27 protein-coding genes and 1 pseudogene are annotated in these 24,915 nt (G+C 44.0%); 13 read left to right on the forward strand and 15 right to left on the reverse strand.

The window, feature by feature from the left end:
• The first annotated feature begins 105 nt into the window (after positions 1-105).
• Complete coding sequence (locus O9334_RS11080) at positions 106-657, forward strand: TaqI-like C-terminal specificity domain-containing protein (RefSeq protein WP_288000295.1); 552 nt, start codon at positions 106-108, stop codon at positions 655-657.
• A 237-nt stretch (positions 658-894) separates the two neighbouring features.
• Here O9334_RS11080 and bioD read toward each other — a convergent pair whose 3' ends face one another.
• The gene (gene bioD, locus O9334_RS11085; RefSeq protein ID WP_288000296.1) at positions 895-1,581 is read right to left on the reverse strand and encodes a dethiobiotin synthase; all 687 of its coding nucleotides are present in this window, start codon (positions 1,579-1,581) and stop codon (positions 895-897) included.
• Positions 1,582-1,828: 247 nt separating this feature from the next.
• Between bioD and ilvB the strand changes: the two genes are divergently transcribed.
• From ilvB to O9334_RS11105, 4 genes are all read left to right on the forward strand, one after another.
• Positions 1,829-3,682: a biosynthetic-type acetolactate synthase large subunit gene (gene ilvB, locus O9334_RS11090; protein WP_288000297.1), complete on the forward strand. Its 1,854-nt coding sequence runs from the start codon at positions 1,829-1,831 to the stop codon at positions 3,680-3,682.
• Between the two features lie 638 nt (positions 3,683-4,320).
• Positions 4,321-5,898, forward strand: coding sequence for a phosphoglycerate dehydrogenase (gene serA / locus O9334_RS11095; RefSeq protein WP_045359400.1), 1,578 nt, complete (start codon positions 4,321-4,323; stop codon positions 5,896-5,898).
• 266 nt (positions 5,899-6,164) lie between these two features.
• The gene (gene prmA / locus O9334_RS11100; protein WP_045359401.1) at positions 6,165-7,061 is read left to right on the forward strand and encodes a 50S ribosomal protein L11 methyltransferase; all 897 of its coding nucleotides are present in this window, start codon (positions 6,165-6,167) and stop codon (positions 7,059-7,061) included.
• A gap of 209 nt (positions 7,062-7,270) precedes the next feature.
• On the forward strand, positions 7,271-7,714 hold the full coding sequence (locus O9334_RS11105) for a molybdenum cofactor biosynthesis protein MoaE (RefSeq protein ID WP_045359404.1): 444 nt from the start codon (positions 7,271-7,273) through the stop codon (positions 7,712-7,714).
• 2 nt (positions 7,715-7,716) lie between these two features.
• Here O9334_RS11105 and O9334_RS11110 read toward each other — a convergent pair whose 3' ends face one another.
• Together O9334_RS11110 and O9334_RS11115 are read right to left on the reverse strand one after the other, a co-directional pair.
• Positions 7,717-8,796 (reverse strand): AOC03_06830 family ribosome hibernation factor, encoded by a 1,080-nt coding sequence (locus O9334_RS11110; RefSeq protein ID WP_288000298.1) that lies wholly within the window; start codon positions 8,794-8,796, stop codon positions 7,717-7,719.
• Positions 8,797-9,274: 478 nt separating this feature from the next.
• Positions 9,275-10,837: a B12-binding domain-containing radical SAM protein gene (locus O9334_RS11115; RefSeq protein ID WP_288000299.1), complete on the reverse strand. Its 1,563-nt coding sequence runs from the start codon at positions 10,835-10,837 to the stop codon at positions 9,275-9,277.
• Between the two features lie 258 nt (positions 10,838-11,095).
• Here O9334_RS11115 and O9334_RS11120 point away from each other — a divergent pair, with 258 nt between their 5' ends.
• Together O9334_RS11120 and O9334_RS11125 are read left to right on the forward strand one after the other, a co-directional pair.
• Positions 11,096-11,257, forward strand: a complete 162-nt coding sequence (locus tag O9334_RS11120) for a CAB/ELIP/HLIP family chlorophyll-binding protein (protein ID WP_487353236.1) — start codon at positions 11,096-11,098, stop codon at positions 11,255-11,257.
• Positions 11,258-11,343: 86 nt separating this feature from the next.
• On the forward strand, positions 11,344-11,622 hold the full coding sequence (locus tag O9334_RS11125) for a hypothetical protein (protein WP_288000300.1): 279 nt from the start codon (positions 11,344-11,346) through the stop codon (positions 11,620-11,622).
• Here O9334_RS11125 and queA read toward each other — a convergent pair.
• Positions 11,616-12,713, reverse strand: coding sequence for a tRNA preQ1(34) S-adenosylmethionine ribosyltransferase-isomerase QueA (queA, locus tag O9334_RS11130; protein ID WP_288000303.1), 1,098 nt, complete (start codon positions 12,711-12,713; stop codon positions 11,616-11,618). The genes O9334_RS11125 and queA overlap by 7 nt on opposite strands.
• Before the next feature lie 160 nt (positions 12,714-12,873).
• Between queA and O9334_RS11135 the strand changes: the two genes are divergently transcribed.
• Entirely contained in the window at positions 12,874-13,263 is a 390-nt protein-coding gene (locus tag O9334_RS11135) for a hypothetical protein (RefSeq protein WP_045358216.1), read from the forward strand.
• Positions 13,264-13,266: 3 nt separating this feature from the next.
• Here the strand turns inward: O9334_RS11135 and O9334_RS11140 are convergent.
• Positions 13,267-13,575 (reverse strand): annotated as a pseudogene (locus O9334_RS11140) (LOG family protein); the annotation flags it as partial.
• Positions 13,576-13,985: 410 nt separating this feature from the next.
• The gene (locus O9334_RS11145) at positions 13,986-15,176 is read right to left on the reverse strand and encodes a tetratricopeptide repeat protein (RefSeq protein ID WP_045358212.1); all 1,191 of its coding nucleotides are present in this window, start codon (positions 15,174-15,176) and stop codon (positions 13,986-13,988) included.
• A gap of 37 nt (positions 15,177-15,213) precedes the next feature.
• On the opposite strand from O9334_RS11145, the gene O9334_RS11150 reads away from it, so the two are divergent.
• Positions 15,214-16,389, forward strand: coding sequence for an esterase-like activity of phytase family protein (locus O9334_RS11150; RefSeq protein ID WP_045358210.1), 1,176 nt, complete (start codon positions 15,214-15,216; stop codon positions 16,387-16,389).
• A gap of 111 nt (positions 16,390-16,500) precedes the next feature.
• Here the strand turns inward: O9334_RS11150 and O9334_RS11155 are convergent, their stop codons facing one another.
• The 3 genes from O9334_RS11155 to O9334_RS11165 form a co-directional block, all read right to left on the reverse strand.
• Complete coding sequence (locus O9334_RS11155; RefSeq protein WP_002764933.1) at positions 16,501-17,052, reverse strand: LabA-like NYN domain-containing protein; 552 nt, start codon at positions 17,050-17,052, stop codon at positions 16,501-16,503.
• 261 nt (positions 17,053-17,313) lie between these two features.
• On the reverse strand, positions 17,314-18,138 hold the full coding sequence (locus tag O9334_RS11160) for a sulfurtransferase (protein ID WP_045358207.1): 825 nt from the start codon (positions 18,136-18,138) through the stop codon (positions 17,314-17,316).
• A complete protein-coding gene (locus O9334_RS11165) occupies positions 18,107-18,550 on the reverse strand; it encodes an ATP-binding protein (RefSeq protein ID WP_045358205.1) in 444 nt (147 codons plus the stop codon). Before O9334_RS11165 ends, O9334_RS11160 begins: the two co-directional genes overlap by 32 nt.
• A 172-nt stretch (positions 18,551-18,722) precedes the next feature.
• Between O9334_RS11165 and O9334_RS11170 the strand changes: the two genes are divergently transcribed.
• Positions 18,723-19,859, forward strand: a complete 1,137-nt coding sequence (locus tag O9334_RS11170; protein WP_190380780.1) for a SpoIIE family protein phosphatase — start codon at positions 18,723-18,725, stop codon at positions 19,857-19,859.
• Here O9334_RS11170 and O9334_RS11175 read toward each other — a convergent pair.
• On the reverse strand, positions 19,856-20,182 hold the full coding sequence (locus O9334_RS11175) for an STAS domain-containing protein (RefSeq protein ID WP_288000301.1): 327 nt from the start codon (positions 20,180-20,182) through the stop codon (positions 19,856-19,858). The genes O9334_RS11170 and O9334_RS11175 overlap by 4 nt on opposite strands.
• Before the next feature lie 144 nt (positions 20,183-20,326).
• Between O9334_RS11175 and crtO the strand changes: the two genes are divergently transcribed.
• Positions 20,327-21,973: a beta-carotene ketolase CrtO gene (gene crtO / locus O9334_RS11180; protein ID WP_190380778.1), complete on the forward strand. Its 1,647-nt coding sequence runs from the start codon at positions 20,327-20,329 to the stop codon at positions 21,971-21,973.
• A gap of 209 nt (positions 21,974-22,182) precedes the next feature.
• On the opposite strand, the gene O9334_RS11185 is transcribed toward crtO, so the two are convergent.
• Entirely contained in the window at positions 22,183-22,833 is a 651-nt protein-coding gene (locus O9334_RS11185) for a DUF3782 domain-containing protein (protein ID WP_045358199.1), read from the reverse strand.
• Between the two features lie 123 nt (positions 22,834-22,956).
• Positions 22,957-23,145 (reverse strand): hypothetical protein, encoded by a 189-nt coding sequence (locus O9334_RS11190; RefSeq protein WP_190380777.1) that lies wholly within the window; start codon positions 23,143-23,145, stop codon positions 22,957-22,959.
• 46 nt (positions 23,146-23,191) lie between these two features.
• Between O9334_RS11190 and O9334_RS11195 the strand changes: the two genes are divergently transcribed.
• A complete protein-coding gene (locus tag O9334_RS11195) occupies positions 23,192-23,392 on the forward strand; it encodes a RelB antitoxin-like protein (RefSeq protein WP_045358196.1) in 201 nt (66 codons plus the stop codon).
• Positions 23,389-23,643 (forward strand): type II toxin-antitoxin system RelE family toxin, encoded by a 255-nt coding sequence (locus O9334_RS11200; protein ID WP_190380776.1) that lies wholly within the window; start codon positions 23,389-23,391, stop codon positions 23,641-23,643. The genes O9334_RS11195 and O9334_RS11200 overlap by 4 nt, the downstream gene beginning before the upstream one ends.
• Before the next feature lie 189 nt (positions 23,644-23,832).
• On the opposite strand, the gene O9334_RS11205 is transcribed toward O9334_RS11200, so the two are convergent.
• The 3 genes from O9334_RS11205 to O9334_RS11215 all read right to left on the reverse strand — a co-directional run bounded on the left by O9334_RS11205 (position 23,833) and on the right by O9334_RS11215 (position 24,845).
• A complete protein-coding gene (locus O9334_RS11205; protein ID WP_024971299.1) occupies positions 23,833-24,051 on the reverse strand; it encodes a type II toxin-antitoxin system HicA family toxin in 219 nt (72 codons plus the stop codon).
• Positions 24,048-24,242 carry a type II toxin-antitoxin system HicB family antitoxin gene (locus O9334_RS11210; protein WP_190381855.1) on the reverse strand — a complete coding sequence of 65 codons (195 nt, stop codon included), beginning with the start codon at positions 24,240-24,242 and terminating at the stop codon, positions 24,048-24,050. The genes O9334_RS11205 and O9334_RS11210 overlap by 4 nt, the downstream gene beginning before the upstream one ends.
• A gap of 63 nt (positions 24,243-24,305) precedes the next feature.
• Positions 24,306-24,845 (reverse strand): hypothetical protein, encoded by a 540-nt coding sequence (locus tag O9334_RS11215; protein ID WP_288000302.1) that lies wholly within the window; start codon positions 24,843-24,845, stop codon positions 24,306-24,308.
• Positions 24,846-24,915: the final 70 nt, after the last annotated feature.

Genomic DNA, 24,915 nt, shown 5'->3' on the forward strand with positions numbered 1-24,915 from the left:
TGGCTTGTAAACAGGCCTGATAGAATGATGGTAACATATTGAAATTTTGGGTGGTTGTCTCAACCACTCTATTTCTTTTGGGTTCATTTGGCTAGAGTCTTTATCTTGATTACCTTTGAACCCCTTTGTCACCCCTTGAGGAAATCACTAATAAAAAGATGTGATCAAGGTCGCTTTTTTTGGGAACTCCGGTCTTGCATTTACTGGCAAGAATTTGAACAACCTAAAATTATTTATCCAGATATCGCTCAAAAAGCAGAATTTAGCTATGACTTAGATAATTTACACTTAAGTAATACTTTATACTTGTTGCCAACAAAAGAATTATGGATTTTAGGGATGCTTAATAGTCAATTAATTTTTTGGGTTTATAATTCAATTAGTCCTCAAATTCGTGGGGGTTTTTTGAGGTTTATCGCTCAATATGTCTCACAAATTCCTATTATTAATGCAACTGAATCACAACGTACAGCAATAGAAAAACTTGTGAAAAAATGTCTTGATGCTAAAAAAGACGATCCTAACGCTGATACAAGCGAATTAGAAAAGCAGATCGATCACTTAGTTTACAAACTCTATCAACTCACCTATAATGAAGTAAAAATCATTGATCCAGAATTTGCCCTAACAGAACAAGAATATCTGGACTTACCCTAATTTATTCCCTTACACCCCCGATGTCCTGTAGGGTTGATTCATGAATCAACCCTACTATGAATTAACCCTACGATGAATCAACCCTACTATGAATCAACCCTACTATGAATTAACCCTACCCTTACCCCCCCGATGTCCTGTAGGGCTAATTCATGAATTAGCCCTACAATCGGTGTTGTCAAATTGAAAGATGCTGGGAATCAGCTTTGCCTTTTGCCTTGTGCCTTTTGCCTCGTCTCAACAAGCAATTTCAATGCTTGACAGCTTAATTTCTGGCCAACTGGCTACCACCGAGGCCAATTTATCCAAATCCCGACGATCTTCGATAAAGGGAAAAACACCTAAAACCGGACAATTAGTCAAGGATTGAATTAAATCGATCGGTGTTAACTGCTCTATTTCCGTCTCCGTGCGCGGTTCGAGACAATTAAGGATAATTCCGCCCAAATTGACCTTTTTCTGCTCTGCTAGGGCAATATTAGCCACCGTTTGGGAAATCGCCCCCAATTTCACTGGCACCACCAAAAGGGTTTTTAACCGCCATTGAGCCGCTAAATCCGCCAAAGTTAGCTCGTGGGTGACAGGACAACCTAAACCCCCTAAACCCTCAATTAAAACTAAATCTTGGCTTTTTTGTAGGTTCAGCAGAGCTTGCCAGACTGTCCCTAAAGGAATATCTCGACCTTCCAAATCAGCAGCCACAGGAGGCGCTAAGGGTGCTTGATATTGCAGCGGTGTGATCATTTCTAATTGACCCTGAAATAAACCCTCATACCATTCTCGATCGCCTTGACCCGTTTGCATTAATTTCATCAGCCCCAGGGCCTTCGATGGATAGTATTTTTGCCAATAAGCCACTAAAGCAGTGGTGACAACGGTTTTACCCGCATCGGTATCCGTAGCCGTAATCAAAAGACTATTCATAAAACTCCTGGGCCAAGTCAAGATCAGGTGAAATCACCAATATTTATCATCTTATCCCCCATCACCCCACTTCCCACTTCCCCAGATATTGCATGGGTAAGATGCAAAAAGAAAAAAAACTGCAGCCAAAAAGGTGAGATGGAATACACTAAATGTATAAGGTTATCAATTTTGCTATTTTTCAAGTTGCATACTAGGCAACAGAATTGCAATTATCCCTCTAGTTAGAAATTGGACGGTTTGCCCTGTGGTTTCATCACTTCCCAAGCCCAATGACTCTTTAACAACGGTTCCCCAGCGTTGTTCTGGTGCTTATGCCTTGATGGACAGTCTCAAACGTCATGGCGTTAAGCACATCTTCGGTTATCCCGGAGGTGCGATCCTGCCCATCTATGACGAACTCTACCGCTTTGAAGAGCGGGGAGAATTACAACATATCTTAGTGCGCCACGAACAAGCGGCCGCCCATGCCGCCGATGCCTACGCTAGGGCCACCGGCAAAGTGGGGGTCTGTTTCGGTACTTCCGGCCCCGGGGCGACCAATTTGGTGACAGGCATCGCTAACGCACACATGGACTCCATCCCGATGGTAATTATCACCGGTCAGGTGAGTCGGGCGGCCATCGGTTCCGATGCTTTCCAAGAAACCGATATTTATGGTATTACTCTCCCGATTGTTAAACATTCCTATGTGGCTAGAAATGCCAGCGAAGTAGCAAGAATCATCGCTGAGTCCTTCCATATCGCCAGTACAGGACGACCGGGGCCGGTTTTAGTCGATATTCCCAAAGATGTCGGTTTAGAAGTATGCGATTATATCCCCGTCGAACCGGGAGATGTGAAACTAACCGGCTATCGTCCCACGGTTAAGGGCAATCGCCGTCAAATCGAGGCCGCTTTACACCTCTTGGAAACCGCCGAAAAACCTTTACTGTACGTTGGCGGGGGTGCGATCGCAGCGAATGCCCACGCCCAAATTGCCGAGTTTGCCGAGCGTTTTCAGTTACCCGTCACCACCACGTTAATGGGGATCGGTGCTTTTGATGAACATCATCCCCTCTCGGTGGGAATGTTAGGAATGCACGGCACCGCCTACGCTAATTTTGCCGTGACCGGGTGTGATTTATTAATTGCCGTCGGCGCTCGTTTTGATGACCGAGTAACGGGAAAATTGGACGAATTCGCCTCGAAAGCTAAGGTAATCCATGTGGATATTGACCCCGCCGAAGTGGGCAAAAATCGCGCCCCTGATGTGCCGATTGTCGGGGATGTACGGGTAGTTTTAGAACAAATACTCCAAAAAGCCAGAGAATTTGATTATCCCACTAATTCCGATCGCACCCAAGCTTGGTTAGCCCAGATTGATCGCTGGCGCCAAGATTATCCCCTGCAAGTACCTCGACCGGAAGGCAGACTTTCCCCCCAAGAAGTGATCGTTGAGGTGGGTCGTCAAGCGCCCCACGCCTACTATACTACCGATGTGGGCCAGCATCAGATGTGGGCGGCCCAATTTCTCAAAAATGGTCCCCGACGTTGGATTTCTAGCGCGGGATTGGGGACGATGGGTTTCGGTTTACCGGCTGCGATGGGGGCCAAGGTGGCCATTGCTGATGAGGAGGTCATTTGTATTAGTGGTGATGCCAGTTTCCAAATGAATCTACAGGAATTAGGCACCCTAACCCAATTTAATATTCATGCCAAGACGATTATTATTAATAATGGTTGGCAGGGTATGGTACGTCAATGGCAAGAAGCTTTCTATGGGGAACGTTATTCTAATTCCAATATGGAAGTGGGAATGCCGGATGTGGAACTGTTAGCCCAAGCTTACGGCATTAAAGGGATTACTATTCGCCATCGAGAGGAATTAGCCGCAAAAATTGCCGAAATGTTGGCCCATGATGGTCCGGTTTTGGTCAATGCGATCGTGACTAAGGACGAAAATTGTTATCCCATGGTCGCCCCCGGTCAAAGTAATGCGCGTATGATTGGTTTACCGAAAATTGTCACCGGGGGTTGTGAAATGCTCAATTGTCCCAGTTGTGGCGCGGTTAACAGTTGGAATAACAAATTCTGTCCTGAATGTGGGGCGAAATTGTAGCCGAAAATTGTTAATTAATTAACCAGCCTCCGTTAAGGATAACGGAGGTTTTTGGCTTTTTCTTTACTGTGTGAACATCATAAGTAGGTAGGCGTTAAAAATTATCAGAAACCCCCCTTATCAAGGGGGGATCAAGGAGGGATTGCCACCCCCCTTATCAAGGGGGATCCCCCCGCCTATCGGCACCCCCCTTATCAAGGGGGGCAGGGGGGATCGAACCTAAAATCCATTTTTAATTTAATTATAATCAGCTACTTAGAAATTTTCAAACAGAAGCAATGACAGCCCTAGAAAAAGCCTTAGAAAAAGAAGCAGAAAACTCGATCGCCACCGTGATTAAATTAGCCATAAGTACCTAAGCAAAATTAATTACACATTTCGATAAAGCTTTTGCCTCTTGCCTCTTGCCTCTTGCCTATCTTCACTAGGAAATTTATTTTGCACGACTACTTATCTCAGTGACAACGGCAAGAGGCTGACATCAACACCATGGACGACAAAGAGAAGGACAACCTAAAATCTTTTCGCTAATTTTGCCATAGACTGCACCCTTTGCTTCTAAAATAGGCTATTGCGGCTAGACCCGAATATTGGTCAAGCATTTGCCCGTAGACTGAAAAAAGCACGTTATAAAGATTATGGCCAAAGTTCTGGTATCCGATTCGATCGATCCGGTAGGAGTAGAAATTCTGTCACAGGTTGCCCAAGTGGACGTGAAAACAGGACTATCCGCCGAGGAAATCATTCAAATTATCCCCGAATACGACGCGCTGATGCTCCGTTCCAGTACCCGCGTCACCAAGGAAATCGTCGAAGCGGGCAGCAAACTGCAAATTATCGGTCGCGCAGGGGTAGGAGTCGATAATATCGATGTTCCCGCGGCCACTCGTCAGGGTATTATTGTCGTTAACTCTCCCGAAGGTAACACGATCGCCGCTGCCGAACACGCCTTGGCCATGATGTTATCCCTCTCCCGTCATATTCCCGATGCCAATCAGTCGGTAAAAGCGAATAAATGGGAAAGAAATCGCTTTATCGGCACAGAAGTTTATAAAAAGAACCTAGGAGTCGTCGGTTTAGGTAAAATTGGTTCCCACGTCGCCACCGTTGCTAGATCCCTCGGCATGAAAATTCTCGCCTACGATCCCTTTATTTCCAAAGAACGCGCCGATCAACTCGGTTGCACCTTGGTAGATCTGGAATTACTCTTTGCTGAGTCCGATTTTATCACTCTCCACGTCCCGAAAACTCCCGAAACCCAGCATCTCATCGGTCGGGAAACCATCGCTAAGATGAAACCCACGGTTCGCATCATTAACTGTTCCAGAGGCGGCATTATCGACGAGTTGGCTTTAATTGAAGCCCTGGAATCCGGTAGAATCGCCGGGGCAGCCTTGGATGTATTTGAACAGGAACCTTTAGGCGAATCTAGATTAAGAGAATTATCTAACGTCATCCTCACTCCCCACCTAGGCGCATCGACTACGGAAGCACAGGTTGGTGTGGCTATTGATGTGGCCGAACAAATTCGCGATGTCCTCCTCGGTTTGCCAGCGCGTTCAGCCGTTAATATCCCCGGACTAACTCCCGATGTTATGGAAAAACTGCGCCCTTACCTGCAATTAGCGGAAACTATGGGTAATCTCGTCAGTCAGTTGGCAGGAGGTCGCTGTGACTCGTTAAATGTCCGTTTACAGGGAGAATTGGCCACTAAAGACAGTCAACCTCTGGTGGTGGCGGCCATTAAGGGTTTACTGTCCCAAGCCCTCCGGGAACGGGTAAACTATGTTAATGCGGCGATCGAAGCTAAGGAACGGGGTATCCGGGTAATCGAAACCCGGGATGCTTCCACCCGCGACTATTCGGGATCGATTCATTTGGAAGCTAATGGTTCCATGGGGACCCATTCCGTCACTGGGGCGCTATTAAGTAACGGAGAAATCCGCATTACTGACCTCGATGAGTTCCCAATTAACGTGCCACCGAGTAATCATATGTTATTTACCCTTCACCAGGATATGCCCGGTATTATCGGCAAAATTGGCGCACTTTTAGGCAGTTTTAATGTCAATATCGCCAGTATGCAGGTAGGACGCAAAATTATTCGCGGTGATGCGGTTATGGCCCTGAGTCTCGATGATCCTCTACCGGAAGGTCTTCTCTCGGAAATTACTAAAGTCCCCGGTATCCGTGATGCTTACACAGTGAAACTCTAGATTAAATCAGTTATCAGCTTCTGAAGGCAAGAGGCAACCCCCCACCCCCCTAGGGTTGATTCAAGGTAGGGTTGATTCATGAATCAACCCTACTACCGACATCGGGGGGGTCGGGGGGCAAGGGGGGCTAATCTAAGAATAAGCGGTTTAAATGCGTCTTAGCTTAATCAGTAATCAGTGAAAAGAAAGCTCCGCACTTGCCACTTAATACTGTTGACTGAAAACCCAAATCTGATAACTGATCCCTAATCACTGATAACTGATATATGTCTAATAGTTGGTGGGAAATTACGGTTTTGTGCGAACCTAGTCTCGAAGAAACGGTTTTCTGGAGACTGGAAAATTTTGGCTGTTCGGGAACGGCCACTGCTAAAAAACAATCCTCTTTAGAGATTAAGGCCTATATACCAGAAATTAAAGCGCAATTGCCCGATTTAGAGGCACTAAGCCTCTGGTTAAAGCAGGATGCTTTGATTTTAGGTTTTCCCGAACCTGTCAGCCATTGGCAGTTAATGGACGAGGAAGACTGGGCCAGCAGTTGGAAACAACATTGGCAAATTAGCGAGATCGGCGATCGCTTTTTGATCTGTCCTGCTTGGTTAAATCCCCCCGAAAATAACCAGAGATTGGTGATTAAAATTGACCCCGGTTCCGCTTTTGGCACGGGAACGCATCCCACCACGCAATTATGTCTAGAATCCCTAGAAATGCGTTTAAGTAGCAATCCAGAGAATAAAATTATCGCCGATATCGGTTGTGGTTCTGGCATACTGGCGATCGGAGCGATTTTATTGGGGGCCAAAAAAGTTTATGCTGTCGATACAGATCCGCTGGCGGTGAATGCGACGCGCAGTAATCGCTATCTCAACCGAATTAACCCCGAAAATTTAGCTATTAATCGGGGTAGTGTCGAGGAGTTATTAGAATTAATTCCCGATGGTGTCGATGGCATTGTTTGTAATATTTTAGCCGAGACAATTATCGCTTTAATGCCCGAAATCACCCGTCTGGCAAAACCCAGCACTTGGGGAATTTTAAGCGGCATCCTTGTCACCCAAGCACAAACAGTTAACGATATTTTAGAACGCCACGACTGGACAGTGGCTGCCCTGTGGAAACGTCAAGAATGGTGTTGTCTTCAAATTCGTCGCACCGTGGATTAATATAGCTGTCAGCCTTGAATCAGTTATCAGTTATCAGTGATCAGTTATCAGATTTGAGTTTTCAGTGAGCGGTATCAAGTGAGGAGTATTAAATGGCATTAACAGTGCTGTCTTTTCGTCTTTTCACTTCACTGATTACTATTTACTATTTACTGATTACTATTTACTGATTACTGTTTACTGTTTACTGATCACTGAAAAAAGCATCCATGACACCAGATAGTTTTCGCATCAGTTTTGCTCCCTTATCTTTGCAGGAAGTATATCAATTAGCCGATGATGGGGCTAATGGTGCTATTGTACTAATGAGTGGCACTGTACGGGAGCAAACCGACGGTAAACCGGTTATTTATCTTGATTATCAGGCCTACGAACCCATGGCAATCGAGGTTTTCCGGCAAATTGCCGGGCAAATTCGGCAAACCTGGCCGGATACCAATCGAGTTGTCATTCACCATCGCACCGGTAAGCTACAAATCGGGGACATTAGTGTCTTAGTAGCTGTGGGTTGTCCCCATCGGGGGGAAGCTTTCGCAGCCTGTCGTTATGCTATTGATACTCTCAAGCATAATGCCCCCATCTGGAAAAAAGAATACTGGTCTGATGGTTCTAGTCAATGGGTTAGTATTGGGGCCTGTGAAACGGAGTGTTAGGTCTAATAACGTAAAATCAAGGCGATTTTTTGGTAATCGTTCAAGGAATCCTCCTCGACTAAAGCTACACGTCCTCCCTTGGCCAATACCGCTTCGATAATTTCATCCACTGCATCATCGATTACCTCCGTACCACCGACGTTTTCCACTAGTATCAAATCACCGTTTTCGCTTAAAACTGCGGGTACATGGTAATTTTTCTCCACTAATAACAATTTTCCTCGACCTTCCTGCGCTAAACGCCACACTTCTCCCAGGGTAGAGATAACTTTTTGAGCGCTGACTGCCGCATCCAAAGCTTGCAGGGCTTCAGTTTTTTGAGTCTGACGCACTGAATGCATAATCGGCAATACTTGCGGAATTAATTCTGGCAGTGAGGTTTTGTCAAAATTGCCCGTTAAAGTGCCAACAATTGCTGATGTGTACTGTGAAACTTCTTGAAAGAAGGAAATTTGACGAACCACTCCACCCACAATCAAAGGGGAAGAATCATCAATGTCAATGTATTCACCCAGAGCATTATCTACCTGTTGGAAAAATCGCCGGATTCTATCATCTAGATAACTGGTATCGGCATCAAAGGGCAGTGGTGCAGTGGCCCCCGGTCCGGTCATTTCTAAGGGAAAATTCTGATCGCGAATTTCTTCGAGAGTTTCTCCTGTACCTGAGATTAAACGAGTAGAACCCTGACTTAATAGTAACAGCCAATAGGGTTGTTCTCGATGTAATCCATAAACTAAATCCCGTGTGGCAAAGGTTTTATCGATGACAACTCTTGCCTGGACAGAAAAAGGCAAGTTATAAAGCTTGGCAATATCCGGACCAATATAGAGAGCTAATCCATCTAGAGTATAAGGATAATCTATTTCAGCCACGAGACTATCGAGGCGCTCGAACAAAGGTTCGATTTCACGTTTAGAGAATTCTGCCGATAATCGGCGCTTTGCTTCATCGACCAAATTTTTAACGAGAATAGGGTCTTGTTTGTTATCCGGTGAGGTGCGATGGGTAGGTAAGAGAATGGAAAGGGCGGGTATTTGAGTTAAGGATTGTAGTTTCTTAAGTTCTTGACGAGTAATCATTGATTTTAGCTTGATTTATAGGGTTAAGGAGCTAAAAATACTGGCTTTATCCAGATTTTCTCGATTTATTCAGTATTTAAGTTAACATTTTAAGGACAAAATGTAGTTATATCTAGAAAATTAAGAAATTATACTGAATTGCTTTGGCAGAGATTGAGGGAATTTTTAACCGGAAAATAGGAATAGTATTGATTTATCGATCGTCCACCATCAGGACAGAAAATGTTCAGGATGGGTTATTTACCCATCCTCGGAATAATTAGGAGCTGCTGAATAAATCTAAAAACCTTGTTGGGTAAGACTTTTAGACTTTTTGTCAATCAAAAAGTACTGGGCATGGGAGTGATCAGGGGGAAAATTCCGGGACTTTTTTCCTGAAAATTAGGTAATTGGCCCCCTCAAAACCGGTAAAACCCCACACCCCACACCCCACACCCCACACCCTGCCCCCAGGAAAAACTTTTTCAGCATACCCTAATTAGGCCGCTATGGCGGTTTTTTCCGCTGTTAATGCCTCTTGGCGTTGAAATTCGGCTAATTGTGCCGTAATTTCATCCCGGACAATCTGACGGTATTCAAGGAAATGCTCGTTGTGGGCGCAGACAGTGATATAGTGTTCGGCGTTGGCGGGATTATGGCGCAAAATACCGAATAAATTCTGCCAGAATTTCCAGCGCGTGGAACGTTTAAAGCCCTGTCGCCAGATAATTACCCCTAGGGCATAGAGATCGGCCCGGCGAGGCAGTTTAAAGGCAGGTTTCGCTTTAGGTGCGCCTAATTTCAGGAAACAGCGATAGGTGCGATCAAGAAATACCTCCGGATCGTACAATTTCCAGAAGGCTTCAATATATTCTGTGGCAATATCTTCGATCGGCCGGGTGGGAACGAAATTCATTAGGGTACTTTGGTTAATGTCCTGTTTCCCCGTTAATCGTAGTCGTCCTTCTTTTTCCAAGCGAGTCCATAGGGCGGTATTGGGTAAAGCTTGTAACATTCCGAATAGAGCCGTGGGAATGGCCGCTTCTTCGACAAAATTAATAATGCGATCGGCCGCTCCTTTTTTCTCGCCATCAAAACCGATGATAAATCCCGCCATGGGGCGCAATCCGGCTTTAATAATCTTTTCTACCGTCTCGGTTAAGGAACTACGGGTATTTTGGAATTTTTTGGTTAATTGTAAACTTTCTTCGTCAGGGGTTTCAATACCTAAAAAGACCGCATCAAAGTAACAATCGACCATCATTTCCATTAATTCGGGATCGGCGGCTAAATCCACCGACGCTTCCGTGTTAAACCGGAAAGGATACTGGTGTTCTTCTTGCCAAACCTTTAATTCTTTGAGGAGTAATTTAACGTTGCGCTTGTTACCGATAAAATTATCATCCACCATGAACACGCCCCGGCGCCAACCTAATTCGTAGAGATAATCTAATTCTTTTAATAATTGTGCGGGGGTTTTGGTGCGGGGTTTACGACCGTAGAGAACGATAATATCGCAAAATTCGCACTGGAAGGGACATCCCCGCGAAAACTGCACCGACATGGAATCATAAGCTTCAAAATCGAGCAGATCGTAGCGTGGAACCGGGGTAATTGTCACATCGGGTTTTTCTGTGGTGCGGAAAACACCTTTGGTTTCTCCTCTTGCCAATGCTTCCACAAACATCGGAATAGTGATTTCTCCCTCATCGAGAATCAGAAAATCGGCCTCAGCCACTTCGTGGGGGATAGAAGTGGGATAGGGACCACCCACGGCCACCAGTTTACCCCGTTGTTTGGCTTCGTGAATTTGCTCGATTAAATCTTGACGTTGCACAATCATGCCGGAAAGAATCACTATTTCGGCCCAGTCCCATTCTGCTTCTGTCACCGCCCGAATATTGCGATCGACCAGTTTAAATTCCCATTCCTGCGGTAAAATCGCCGCCACCGTCACCATACCCAGGGGAGGAAGTAAGACTTTGCGATCAACTAATTCCAGAATTTTGTTATAGGACCAGAAAGTCGGCGGAAAAACGGGATAAATCAGTAAGGCGCGCATATTCACTCCTCGCTCGATGGCGATCGATTCTTGACCTTTCGCTTGATTGTAATCTTTTTCGGTCAGGGATGGGAAAACGGTTATTTAGTCCTAGAACTAAGATCAGGCTTGATTTTTGGCCGCCATTGCCAACCCTTGACCCTGCCCCCATAAAAGTTTATGGTCAACATTAATAAAATTTATGTAAACAAATGTTGCATAGTCTGGGAAGTTATGTTACATTTAATATCAAGCACTTGAATCAAATGCAATTTTATTATAGGAAGGCAATTCACCATGGATAAGCAAGAAAACAAACTCGGCTTCACCGCTTTCGCTGAAAACTGGAATGGTCGTTTAGCCATGCTCGGTTTCGTTATTGGCGTAGCTACGGAATACTTAACCCACAAAGGCATCCTTGCTCAATTAGGCTTAATGTAATTTCAGCCTCGATTGGTGTGCATCTACAATCATCTTGAATTAACTGTAAAAAAAAGGGAAAGAGCATAGCTCTTCCCCTTTTTTAGTTGGAGATTGGGAAGTGGGGGTGTGGGGTGTGGGGTGTGGGGTGTGGGGTGTGGGGTGTGGGAAGTGGGGTGTGGGGTGTGGGGTGTGGGGTGTGGGGAGAACAAAGCTGCCTTTTGCCTATTGCCTATTGCCTATTGCCTATTGCCTATTGCCTTTTGCCTTTTGCCTATTGCCTTTTGCCTATTGCCTATTGCCTATTGCCTATTGCCTATTGCCTATTGCCTTTTGCCTTTTGCCTATTGCCTTTTGCCTATTGCCTTTTGCCTCCTGACTACTGATTACTGCTGCAAGCGCTGGGTAGGATTAACATAGCGTCACCGAAGGAATAGAAACGAAAACGCTCTTGAATAGCTGCTTGATACAATGCCAGTAGTCTTTCCCGTCCGATTAAGGCACTGACTAACATCATTAAACTGGACTTGGGTAGATGAAAATTAGTGATCATGCCGTCGATAACCCGCCATTGATAACTCGGATAGATAAATAAATTCGTTTTTCCCTGAAAAGCGGTTAATGTCTCGCTCTTAGTTTCTTTAATTGCCCCTTCCAAGGCGCGAGCTACCGTGGTTCCCACGGCGATAACCCGGCCACCTCTAGCCTTTGTTTGGGCGATTTTTTCGGCAGTTTCGGCGGAAATCTGCAAAAATTCCTGGTGCATTAGGTGTTCTGTAATATTTTCCACTTCCACGGGACGAAAGGTTCCCACTCCCACATGAAGGGTGATATAGGCGGTATCTATGCCCTTCTGGGCGAGCTTATGGAATAATTCGGGAGTAAAATGTAATCCGGCCGTGGGAGCGGCCACAGAACCCTGTTTATCACCGTAAACTGTTTGATAACGGTCTTCTTCCGCCTCTGATTCGGTGACATAGGGGGGGAAAGGAATATGACCGTACTCCTCCAACATATCCCAAAAACTACGCTGGGGATGACGTTGAAATTCCAGCAGACGACCACCGGTGTTCAGATCTCGATCGATTACTTTCGCTGACCATAATTTTTCTTTGTCTTCCGTTCGCCCTGTTTTCGGATAAAAAAGGACTTCTGAACCGACTTTAAAGCGTTTTCCCGGTTTCACCAAAGATAACCAACGATGGTCATCCTGTTCTTCTAATAGTAATATTTCTACGGGGGCACCCGTGGTTTTACGTCCAAATAAACGGGCCGGAATCACGCGGGTATCGTTGAAAACCAGCAAATCCCCCGACTCTAACCAAGTGGGTAAATCCCGAAAAATAGCTAAATTATGACTATTGGGAGAATCTACCACCAAAAGACGGGAACTATCTCGGTGTTCTGCGGGATTTTGGGCAATTAACTCCGGAGGAAGGTGATAATCGTAGCTGGAGAGTAATTGGTCAGGGATCATCATCATTATCATCATAAAGATCTTCGCAAAAGTTGGGTAATTCTACCCAAGCGAACTTCACTAAATCGGGGATTTCTCCCCTTGGTATCTGGAACGGTTTATCGTCAGACTAGAGATATAACACTAATCGTGACTATTAGCCAACATCCCAGCGGCCACTATGGACTATCTCTATTTTCTTGCTAACGCTAGTCTAACGCTACGAGTCACCGAATACCTGCGATCGATGACTCATCTGCCCTCCTCCGTGATGACGGTTATCCATCAGATTAATGGTTGGGTGGTCAAGATAAAGTTTAATCAAATGCTCACCCCTTGCCAACACGGTGATTTTCGCGCCTACATGAATGAGTTAGGGATTCCCTATCAACCGGAAATGCGTCTCCAGATGGTTTTTTGGAGTTTGGAAACGGGACAATCTCCTATTGATGTCATGCGTCGTTACCAAGTGGCGATCGTGTCCCATGGTACCCCGGATCAGCAAGATATAGAGGTTTTTCGGCAACAATTTACTAAGGGTTTAGGATACTGTCCGGAAACTCTGGCCTAGGGTTTATTTTCTTTCGGGATGCTCTTCGAGGGCAACTACAGGACTCAAATCGTTGATGTGATCAATTAACTGATACAAGCGTCCGTAATTCTTGCCGTTAAAGTAAAAAACTAGACGGGGTAAATGGTGGGTGGAATCCCGACTTTCTCGTTCTAGAATTTGACTAGGTTCGATTTTCCCCTTAACTAGGATATCGCCGAAGTTTTGGTTAATTTGTTCGATCTGTTCCCCGCTTAGTTCGTGATTAAGACGAATAACAAAGGATTCTCCCACAAAACGGCTGGAGTGATACACCCGATAGAAGTGGCGAATCAGTTATCAGTTATCAGGGATATAGGATTGACATCCTCGCCGCCGTAAAACGGACGGCGATTCCTCACCACGCCACTTTTTTAGGGTGGTCGCTGAACGGGGTTGACGCTTCACCGAAAAACGCTTAATTGCTTAAGTCTGACTCTTTCTCCACGTCCGTTTTGAGTGTCCGAATGCCCTCCGGCCACTTTGAACAAGTCGAAAAAATCTCATGTTCAACCTTATTTCCTAGAAAGTTTTACTCGTTCAAGGCCGAATTTGAATTCTTTTCTGAACAAAACCCCCTACTATCTGTTGTCAAGGTTCAGTTTTTAGCTTGGTTATCGCTTTTTCCATTGTAGCTTAAAGCCGTCCTAAAAGGACGGGGTTTTAACCCAAATTTTCGATAAAAAAGCTGATGGCTGATGGCTTCAAAACTGTTCAGGATTATTTATTGCTTGATTAACTTGGGTGATTTGGGTTTGAAAATATTGTTCACGATAACGGATAGCTTGGGCTAATTCCGCGCCTTTTTGGAAAGCGAGTAAAGCTTGGGGATAATTTTTTCTCTCTAGATAAATTTGACCGATTTGATCGTAGGTGTTCATTAAACCGTAGTAATTATAACCCAATTCATGGACTTTAATTAATTCTTGATAGATTTGTAAAGCATAATCTACCTGTTGATAACTTTTATAAAGTTCGGCCAACTTATTTAAAGCTTCTCCTGCGGTGCCGTACTGTTGTAAAGCAAAAGCGAGAGAATAGGCTTCTTGAAAGTTTTGGCTGGCTTTATTTGCATCTTTTAAAGCTTGATAATCCAAACCAATTTGAATTTTTAGAGCGGGGATTAACTGTATTTGCTGATTTCTGATCTGGGTTTCAGCTATTTCTTCTTTAATTTTTACTGCGTTAGCTGGTTGCAGAGATTCTCGATAAATTTCTGCTAGTCTTTGCAAATAAATTCCTTGAGTTAAAGAATTATTCTGCCCCTTAGAAATAGTTAATAATTCCTCATATACTGGAGCGGCTTTTTGATAATCAAAACGGGATAAATGAATTTGACCAAGTTTATTTAAAGTTGCTTCTACTGCCACATTATCCCCAGATTGTCTGGCATCAGCTAGAATTTGATCATAGATGATTATCGCCTCATTAAAAGCTCGTACCTGTTGATATGATGTACCTAGTAATGCTAATAATTCCCCGTCCATTGTCTGGTTAGTTTCTGCGGTTTGTTGCAGAGATTTTAAACGAGCAGTAATTAATTTAACCTCCTCGGTTCGATCTCGATTCCAAGCTGCTAACCCCACTTTTCCCAAAGATTTTACTTCTTCTTTTGCCCCTAAATAACGATTTAATTTAATCACTTCATACCAGATAGGAAAAGCTTCCTCATTTAATCCCCCATCGTATTTAGCTTGAGCTTCAGCATCGCGTTGATCGATGTATAATAACAGTTGACGACGCTCTAAGGGAGTTAAAGGGCGATCGATTGCCGGCAATAAAGGACTTTGTAGGGGAGTTTCGAGGGGATTGGGTGCAGGAGTTTCTGTTTGTGCTAGGAGAGGAAGGGAAGTACCGATCAAACAGAGCCATAAACTGAGAGAAAAACGTAGCATAATAGATTGATAGGAGCGTAGTAGAGGGTGATATTTTGTGATCGATCAATTCTATAAGAGACTGACTGCCGAAAATTTTCGTTTCCCAATTTTGGGTTTAATTGCTAGTTTGATTGTAACCTTTAGTCTGGGGTCCTGTGGTGTCTCCCCGCAAGTTTTAGCAGAACAACGAATGTTTCTACCCCTCTCGGTCGAGTTTTTGGGAGAATATCAATTACCAGAAGCGGATTATCAAGGGACAAGGGTGGGGGGATTATCGGCAATTAGCTATGATCGTGCCAATAACCGCTTTTATCTCCTCAGTGATGATCGTTCTCAGAAAGCTCCGGCCCGCTTTTATCGGGCTAGTTTGCAGATAAATGGTGAAAAAATCGAAAAAGTTAATTTAGAGGCGGTCACGTTCCTAAAAGATGGCAAGGGAGAAACTTTTAAAAAGGGATCGATCGACCCAGAAGGTATCGCTTTTTCGCCCCGACAAACTTTGTTTATTTCCAGTGAAGGTGCGGTTAAAGAGGGAATTGCTCCTTTTGTGGCTGAATTTGATTTGCAGGGACAATTAAAGGAGTCTTTGTTAATTCCTAATCGCTTTTTACCGGATGATAGCAATCAAAAAGGAATCGGGGATAATTTAGGATTTGAATCCTTAACTTTAGGGATTACCAGCACTCTCAAAGACGATCCTTTTCGTTTGTTTACTGCCACAGAAAGCGCTTTAATTCAAGATAGTCCCACGGGAAAAAGAGCAGAAAATCTCAGAGTGCGACTTCTTCATTATGTGATCGATCCGATTGGTGCGCCTGTGTTAGTATCAGAACAATTGTATGTGTTAGATGAGCCACCCAGTGGTGCGAGATACTACGGTTTAACGGAATTATTAGCTTTAGAAAAAGAGGGTTATTTTCTCAGTTTAGAGCGAACTTTTGGTTTAGAAGGTTTTGGAGCGAAACTATTTCAGGTAGTTAATGGGAGTGCCACTGATACGTCGAAAATTGCTCGGATACCGGGAGAATTAGAAGCTTTACAGGTGCAACCCTTGCGGAAAAAATTATTACTAGATTTAGGGACTTTGGGGATTGATTTAGATAATTTGGAAGGAATGACCCTCGGTCCAAGATTACCGGATGGTAGTCGCTCTTTGATTTTAGTCAGTGATAATAATTTTAATCCCAATCAGGTCAATCAGTTTTTACTATTTCGACTCAAGGAAAAATAAACAAGAGATGGTTAATTGCCTCACCGATCCCCTTCTGGGAGAGGGGTTGGGGTGAGGACTACCAATAAAGAAAAAGGGGGTAAATAGCCGGTTTAAAGAGAAAACGGCTGGTTAATAATCACTTTTTTCGATATCTTTGCGAATATCGTTCAGGTCAATATAGCGATCGGTGGCGTTGCGTAATTCCCTAGCGATCATCCCTTCCGTAGAAACTACGGTAATATGAGTATTTTTAGAGCGCAATAGTTCGATCGCTCGTTCAAAATCGCCATCACCGCTAAATAAAATCACTCGATCGTATTGATCGACGGTATTAAACATATCGACGACAATTTCGATATCTAAATTAGCTTTCTGGGAAAAACGACCGGAACTATCATCATAATATTCTTTCAAAATTTTTGTTCTCACCGTATAACCCAAACTAATTAAAGCATCGCGAAAACCTCTTTGATCTTGGGAATCTTTTAACCCCGTGTACCAAAAGGCATTAATTAACATAATATTCGGGTCGTTGGTGAAATAATTTAACACCTTGCGCGGGTCAAAAAACCAACCATTTTTTTGTTGAGCATAAAACATATTATTGCCATCCACAAAAATCGAAAGGCGATCTTTCGGACGGCCGCCACCATTACAATGACAAAGACCGGCTTCTGTCATACAAAATACATACCTAATTTTTTATAGAGTTTAACTATAAAATTACTTTTTAGTAATTTTACGGGGGAAAACGACTATTCTTTGAGGAATAGCGGTGATTTGAGAGCAAAAAGATAGCAACTAGAATAAAAATTAGCTTTTTTGTCTAGGAGACAAACTAGATAATAGTTTGGGAATAATTAAAAGTGATAATAGGGAGATTGTACAGTAATTAGGTCATTTTGATAATCTTTCTCGATAGATGGGTATCAATAGGGCCGGTTAGATCAGGTAGGAACACCAATCACTCCAACCTCCAGAATATAGCTTAACATTGTCGTATCCGGCTAGGGTAAGGGAAAGGACATTAACACAGGCTGTCACTCCCGAACCACAGTAGAGGATAATTTCTCGATCGCCTTGCCGCTCTTGCCAACGTTGTTTTTGCCGGGCCCGGGGTTGAGAAAAACCCTGACTATCGGTGACTTCTAACCAGGGATAATTAAGCGCCCCCTCGATGTGGCCGGCGATCGGATCGATCGGTTCCCTTTCGCCCCGATAGCGATCGCTTTCCCTGGCATCAATTAACACCACTCCCCCTTGCTCTTTTTGCCTTTTTACCTCCTCGATCGTGACTACCCAATCCTGTTGAACTTGGGGGAGAAAAGCGCCGGTTTTCGGCACAGGTATCTGATTGGAGACGGGATAACCGGCATTTAACCAATTTTGCCAACCACCATCGAGAATGCTGACTCGTTCATGGCCCAGATAACGTAATAACCACCAGAGACGACTGGCAAAGGCAAAACGGGAGGCATCGTAGGCGATAACATGGGTTTGACCAGAAATCACCCCCAAAGAGCTTAATTTAGCGGCTATTGTCTGCGGATTCGGTAAAGGATGACGGCCGCCATGACGGGCAACGGGAGCCGATAAATCGCGATCGAGGTGTAAATAGAAGGCATTTTCAATATGATTGGCTAAATACTCTTGATAACCGAGATCGGGATCGTTTAATTGAAAACGACAGTCAATAACCATCAGATCGGGGCGATCGAGATTAGTCACTAACCAACTAGGAGAAACGAGGGGTGCGATCGGATTCATGGCGGGAAAATTGTTTAATAATTAACAGACAGTTGCGCTGATCTTCGCTGCGAGTATAACTGAGTTGATCGGCGATTTTTTGGAGGATGGGCAGTCCTTGCCCATGACCAGAGAAACTATAGTCATGATAGGCGTTTTTCTCGATAAAGTCCTCTAAATCGAAGGCGGAACCCCGATCCCAGATGCGAATTTCCATCTGGGATCGGGTAATCTCGATCTCGATCTCGATCGGGATTTCGGGAGGTAGGTGTCGGTGAGCGTGACGGACCGCATTAGTAAAACCTTCGGCAAGAGCAAGCTGACACTGGAGCCAGTCTTTTTGGGGAATGCCCGCCCGTTCAAGTTGCTCAAAATAGTTTAAAACGGTATCTAAGGACTTGAGATCGCTATCTACCTGAAAAGAAATCTTCACCCCCGGCTTACCTCTGCAATGCCTTACGCTAGAAGTTATACCATTTTTCCCAAACTATGAATGATGTATTAGCTCGATTCTGGATTTAATCCCGTCTTGAGGTACAAGCAAAGTCATCCGTCAGGGGGTCAGGGGTAAGCAGTAAGATTGAGATAATCGAGTCACAAAAAAGATGGTACGAATTCTAGTAATTGATGATGATGGAGTAATTCAAACGTTTCTGAGCCGCACTTTGCAGAAGGAATACGAGGTTTTAGTTGCCAGTGATGGGGAAGAAGGATTAAAGCAAGCGGGGCAACTAAAACCAGCGATGATTATTTGTGATTGGATGATGCCGGGGATCGATGGGTTGGAAGTTTGCCGGCAAATTAAGCTCAATCCCCAACTGTCAACGACTTTTTTTATCCTCTTAACTTCTTTGGGATCGGTGGAGGATCGGGTGAGGGGATTGGATGCGGGGGCGGATGATTTTTTATGTAAACCGATCGAGATTAATGAGTTAAGAGCGCGCGTGCGGGCGGGAATGCGTTTGCATCAATTAAGTCACGATCTGCGAGCGCAAAAACAATTACTAGAAATGGAGTTAGCGGAGGCGGCGGACTATGTGCGATCGCTGTTACCAGAACCTTTCATTTCTCCAAAACTTGCTATCGATTTTCGCTTCCTTCCTTCTCGTCGATTGGGGGGCGATGGCTTTGATTATTATTGGTTAGATAATGACCATTTGATGTTATATCTTTTAGATGTGGCAGGCCATGGGTTGCGAGCGGCTTTACCTTCCCTTTCGGTGATTAATTTACTCCGTTCTCGTGGTTTAACTCAGGTTAATTACTATCAACCTAATCAGGTTTTACAAGGGTTAAATCAAGTTTATCAAATCAGTCCTAAGAATGATAAATATTTTACTATCTGGTACGGAATTTATGATCAGAAACAACAACAGTTAACCTATGCCAGTGCCGGTCATCCCCCGGCAGTTCTCCTGACTCAAAAACCTTTTGGCCAGGTGATGGAAACCAGACTGAAAGCCCCCGGTTTTCCCATCGGGATGTTTCTAGAAGCAGAATATATTAATCAGGTTCAATCCCTGAATTTACCCAGTAGTCTTTATCTTTTTAGCGATGGAATTTACGAGATCGATTGTGCTGATGGTAGGATGTGGGGACTAGAAAACTTTATTCAATCTTTACGAAATTATCACTGTAATTCCGCCAAAAATCTCGATAATTTTATTGGAGAAATTCAAGCTTTACAATTTGATGGCAATTTTAAGGATGATCTTTCGATCATGCAGGTGGATTTTTATTAATTAATTTCCGAGATTATTTGTTCTAATTCTTCTCGGTTATTAAAAATTTCAAAAACTCGATCCATATCGGTCAATTCAAATAACATTTTTATCTGATCATTAATCGAGCAAATCAATAGTTTACCCCCCGCAGAACGCACGGTTTTTAAGGATAAAACTAGCGCCCCTAAACCAGAACTATCCATAAAGGTGACATCCTTGAAATCAACGATAATAACTTCTGAACCTCCCTGCACGGCTTCGGCAATTTCTTGGCGAAATTGGCCGGCTTGGTTGCCATCTAAAATACCCGATGGTTGAATAACTTTGATTGAAGAACTCATAAAAAAAGGAAAAATTAAATGTTTTCTACCTGCTCACTCATAACTGCTCGCTGAAATCTGCTGACAGCAGCGAATCTTTAACTATTTTTAACATATTAGGGTCAAGAAAAGCGCAAAATTAAAAATAGGAATTTTTGAAACTGCATGGAAAGTTACGATGTCATCCTCATCGGTGCGGGGCATAATGGTTTAGTTTGTGCCGCCTATCTCCTCAAAGCTGGTTATCGCGTCCTCCTTCTCGAACAGCGTAGCGTACCAGGAGGAGCGGCTACCACAGAAGCGGTTATCCCAGATCTGGCCCCTGATTTTAAGTTTAATCTCTGTGCGATCGATCACGAATTTATCTTTTTGGGACCGGTAATTGAGGAATTGGAGCTAAAACGCCACGGATTAGAGTATTTATTCTTCGATCCTACCGTTTTCTGTCCCCATCCCTCCGGCCAATATTTTCTTTCCTATCGCTCTCTGGAAAAAACTCACGCCGCAATTGCCCAGTTTTGTCCGCGAGATGCCGATCGCTACCTTCAGTTTATCGACTATTGGGCGCAGTTGATGAATGCGATCGGTCCTTGGTTTAATGCCCCGCCCCAAGATTTGCTCAGAATCGCCCGCAATTATAACTCTAGTGCCTTAGCTAGTGTCTGGAAAGCGATCGGCTCGAAAAAGAAACTGCTCGACTTCATCCGCACGATGATTACTTCCCCCGAAGATGTCCTCAATGAGTGGTTTGAGAGCGAATTTGTCAAAGCACCCCTGGCTCGTCTAGCGGCAGAAATTGGCGCTCCTCCCTCCCAAAAAGGTATTACCTCCGGGATGATGATGATGGCGATGCGTCATTCCCCTGGAGTGGCTCGCCCTCGTGGTGGTACGGGCGCACTAACCGAGGCTCTGGTGAAATGCGTTGTTAGTCTCGGTGGGGTAATTTTAACCGAGCAGAAGGTTAAACAGATTCTAATCGAGGAAGGACAAGCGATCGGGGTTAGGGTGGACTCTGGACAAGAATATCTGGCAAAAGCGGGTGTTATCTCTAATATTGACGCTAGACGAGTCTTTTTACAGTTAGTCGCCCCCGCCGATGTGGATGCCGCCGATCCAGAATTGCGAGAAAGGGTAGAACGGCGAATTGTCAATAACAATGAAACAATTCTTAAAATTGATTGCGCCCTCGCGGAAGCGCCAAGGTTCGAGGCTTACGATCACAAAGAGGAGTATTTACAGGGAACGATTCTCATCGCCGATTCCGTGCGTCACGTTGAACAGGCCCACGCTTTAACGATTTTGGGGCAGATTCCCGACGAAAATCCCTCGATGTACCTAGATGTCCCCACTATTCTCGATCCCTCCATGGCCCCCCAAGGCAAGCATACCCTCTGGATCGAATTTTTTGCCCCCTATCAGATTGCCGGGGCCGAGGGAACAGGATTAAACGGCACGGGATGGACGGAAGAATTAAAAAATCGCGTGGCCGATCGAGTTCTTGATAAACTGGCCGATTATACCCCAAATCTCAAATCCGCCATTATTGCCCGTCGGGTGGAAAGTCCGGCCGAATTAGCTAATCGTTTGGGTTCCTATAAAGGTAATTACTATCATCTTGATATGACTTTAGATCAGATGATTTTCCTGCGTCCTTTGCCGGAAATAGCTAACTACAAAACCCCCATTAAAAACCTTTATTTAACCGGGGCAGGAACTCACCCCGGCGGCTCAATTTCGGGGATGCCAGGGCGCAATTGCGCTCAGGTTTTCCTGCGGGATCAAAGCACTTTTCTGCAAAGATTATTTAACTAAATCCCCTCCTCCCCAAAATCCCGATCCCTCACGGGGGGACAGAGAACCTGAAAAGTTTACAGGGTGTAGGGGGTGGGGGTAGGGAAAAATTTTTGACTTGCCCTTACAGGTCAAAACGATCGATGATTGAGAAAAGAAGGTGATTGTTCTTGATATTGGGCTAATCATCCCTGACAAGATTCAGATTAAAAGCGATCGCCTTTGCTGTTTTAATAAGGTTGAGGTTGAAAATTATCGGGAATATCGAGTTCAAATACTTGGTCATGAATCCGAGCCACATAAAGCCCTTCTTGCAGAATTTTTTCCCGTAATTCTGGGGATAAATCAACGGCTGCTAATATGCCATAGAGTTTTTTATCTTTGTGTTCAGAAAAAAAGCGGCGAAACCGTTGCAAAATACTTTTTAACTGAGTAATAGATTCCTCTCTGGCATGACTTTTAACCTCAACGATATAAGCAGTATTTAGCTCACCATTGGTATAGGCAAGGACATCAATTTCTAGGTGTTGTCCATTTTTACTGACTCGGACACTGGGACTAACCACTTCCATACCAAAGCGTTGCCTGAGAATCGTTTCCATTGAAGGAAGGGCAAGTCCTTCGGTAAAGCTGCCGAATTTTGCACCGAGTCCCCCAATTTGCTGACCTAATTCTTTGAGTTGTTTGTCAGTTTTCTTCTGTTGTCGGTCAGTTTCCTTGATTTGTTGGGCGTTTTCCTTCTGTTGTTGACTAACTTCCTTCAATAGCAGGTCAGTCTCCTTGAGTTGTTTGTCAGTTTCTTTTTGAGCAGCAGTTAATTCGGCTTGAGCAGTCGCTAATTCGGCTAAGAGTCGCCATACGTCTTCTGATGTAGTTGCCATAGATGATTTTTTCCCGATGTCACCTATTCACTATTTTATTGGATTTCTGCGCTTGCCGAAGACACTGGGGAGCAGACTGCTGATTCAATTGGGTAAGGTGGAGGCTAATTCATAGAACAAGAATCACTGCCACCAGCGACTAACATCCCTAATACTTTGATACACTTTTCTGAAGGCTTCAATTCCACCAAAATGAAGGATTAAAGGGACTAAGTTAGGAATAGTTTCGAGGAAATGAGGACGAGTGAGAGTCCTCAAAGCATGAAAGGTTTTTTCCCAGAAGGATAGGTCAATATTGGCAGGGGTTAACACCTGAGTTATAATTGGAACGAAAATTAACTAAGGCAGTTGTTCTCAAATGAAATTAAAGGAAAGGTATATCACCGATGAGCAGGGTAATCGAATAGGTGTTCTTTTAGATATAGAAGAATATCAGAAACTGCTGGAAGAATCAGAAGAGTTAGATGCCATTAGAGCCTATGATTTGGCTGTCTCAGGAGAGGATGATGAAATTCCTTTTGAAGTAGCGATTGCTGAAATTGAAAATAGTCAGCAATGAGTTACAATATTACTATTAAAAAACGTGCTTCTAAGGCTTTAGCAAATCTCCCAAAGGATGATTATCAAAAAGTTCGAGATGGCATTAGAGAATTAGCTGAAAATCCAAGACCATCAGGAGGTCTAAAACTGACAGGAAGAGAAGGTTGGCGAGTTCGGATTGGAGTTTATCGAATTATTTATGGGATCGATGATTCAGAAAAGAAGGTGATTGTTTTTGATATTGGGCATCGAAAGCATATTTACCGCTAAATACAAGCAATCATCCCTCACAATATCAGAGCAAAAGCACTCGCTGATTCAATTGGATAAGGCGGAGGCTAATTCATAGAACAAGAATCACCGCCACCAGCGACTAACATCCCTAATACTTTGATACACTTCTCTTAAGGCAACCTCCCCCCCCCCAAATGAAGGATTAAAAGCAGGTTAGAAATAGTTTTAGAGTAATTCTAAGAATTCTTCGATAGTTAAACCCGCTTCTTTAACAATCCCTGCCATTGTATAAGCATTAACCGGATTTGCTCGTGGAATGGTGATAGTCTGTTCTCCATTTGTCATAGTAATATGTTTTCTCTGTCTAGTGATGCGGAATCCCGCTTTTTCAAAGGCATTAACAGCGCGTAGATGATTAATTCCGGGTAATTTTGGCCTACTTATCCTACTTCTACATAACGCACTTCAGCATCTTTGTTTAATTCTTCAATTGTCTCTAAATAGTCTTGTATCGCTTCTTTGATATTTTCTATAGCTTCTGCTTCAGTGTCCCCCTGTGACCAACATCCGGGTAAACCGGGACACCAAATTGCATAACCTTCTTCGCTTTGTTTGAGTCGAACTTGATAGCGCATAAATAGTGACTGTTATAGTTACATTATCAGTTGATCGTAGCACTTCTAATTGATTTATGGGAATCACCGCCACCAGCGACTCACCTCCCTAATCCCTTGAAACACCTCTCTTAAGGCAACCTCCCCCCCCAAATGAAGGATTAAAGGGACTAAGTTGGGAATGGTTTTGAGGAAATTAGAACGAGTGAGAGTACCCAAAGCCTGAAGGGTTTTTTCCCAGAAAGATAAGTCAACATTGGCAGGGGTTAATTGGGCGGTTAAGGCTTTTAATGCCTCTGCACGGGAGGATTCAGACCCAAACTCTCTGGCAACCACTAAAACTTCTGGTAACACTTGTGGTAAATGGGGAGCTAACCCTATCAATGCCTCTACACGGGAGGATTCATCCCTAATCCCTCTGGCAACTTCTAAAGCTTCGGGTAACAAAATTTCCGGTAAATGGGGAGCTAACCCTGTCAATGCCCTTGCACGGTGGTATTCATTCCCAATGGCTCTGGCAACTGCTAAGGCTTCGGGTAACAAAGCAGGGAAAAGATATAGCGGTAAGCGCTTGAGTGAGATACAGACCAAGCTTTGCCTAGCATGGTTTATAGCTTGTGACACTGTACCTAATACGACTGCACACCGCTATAAGCTAGTGAGGTACACATATTTTTCTTCCCTTTTGACTTTT

It is taken from the genome of Microcystis sp. LE19-8.1F, assembly GCF_027531715.1.
Taxonomy (GTDB): Bacteria; Cyanobacteriota; Cyanobacteriia; order Cyanobacteriales; family Microcystaceae; genus Microcystis; species Microcystis wesenbergii_A.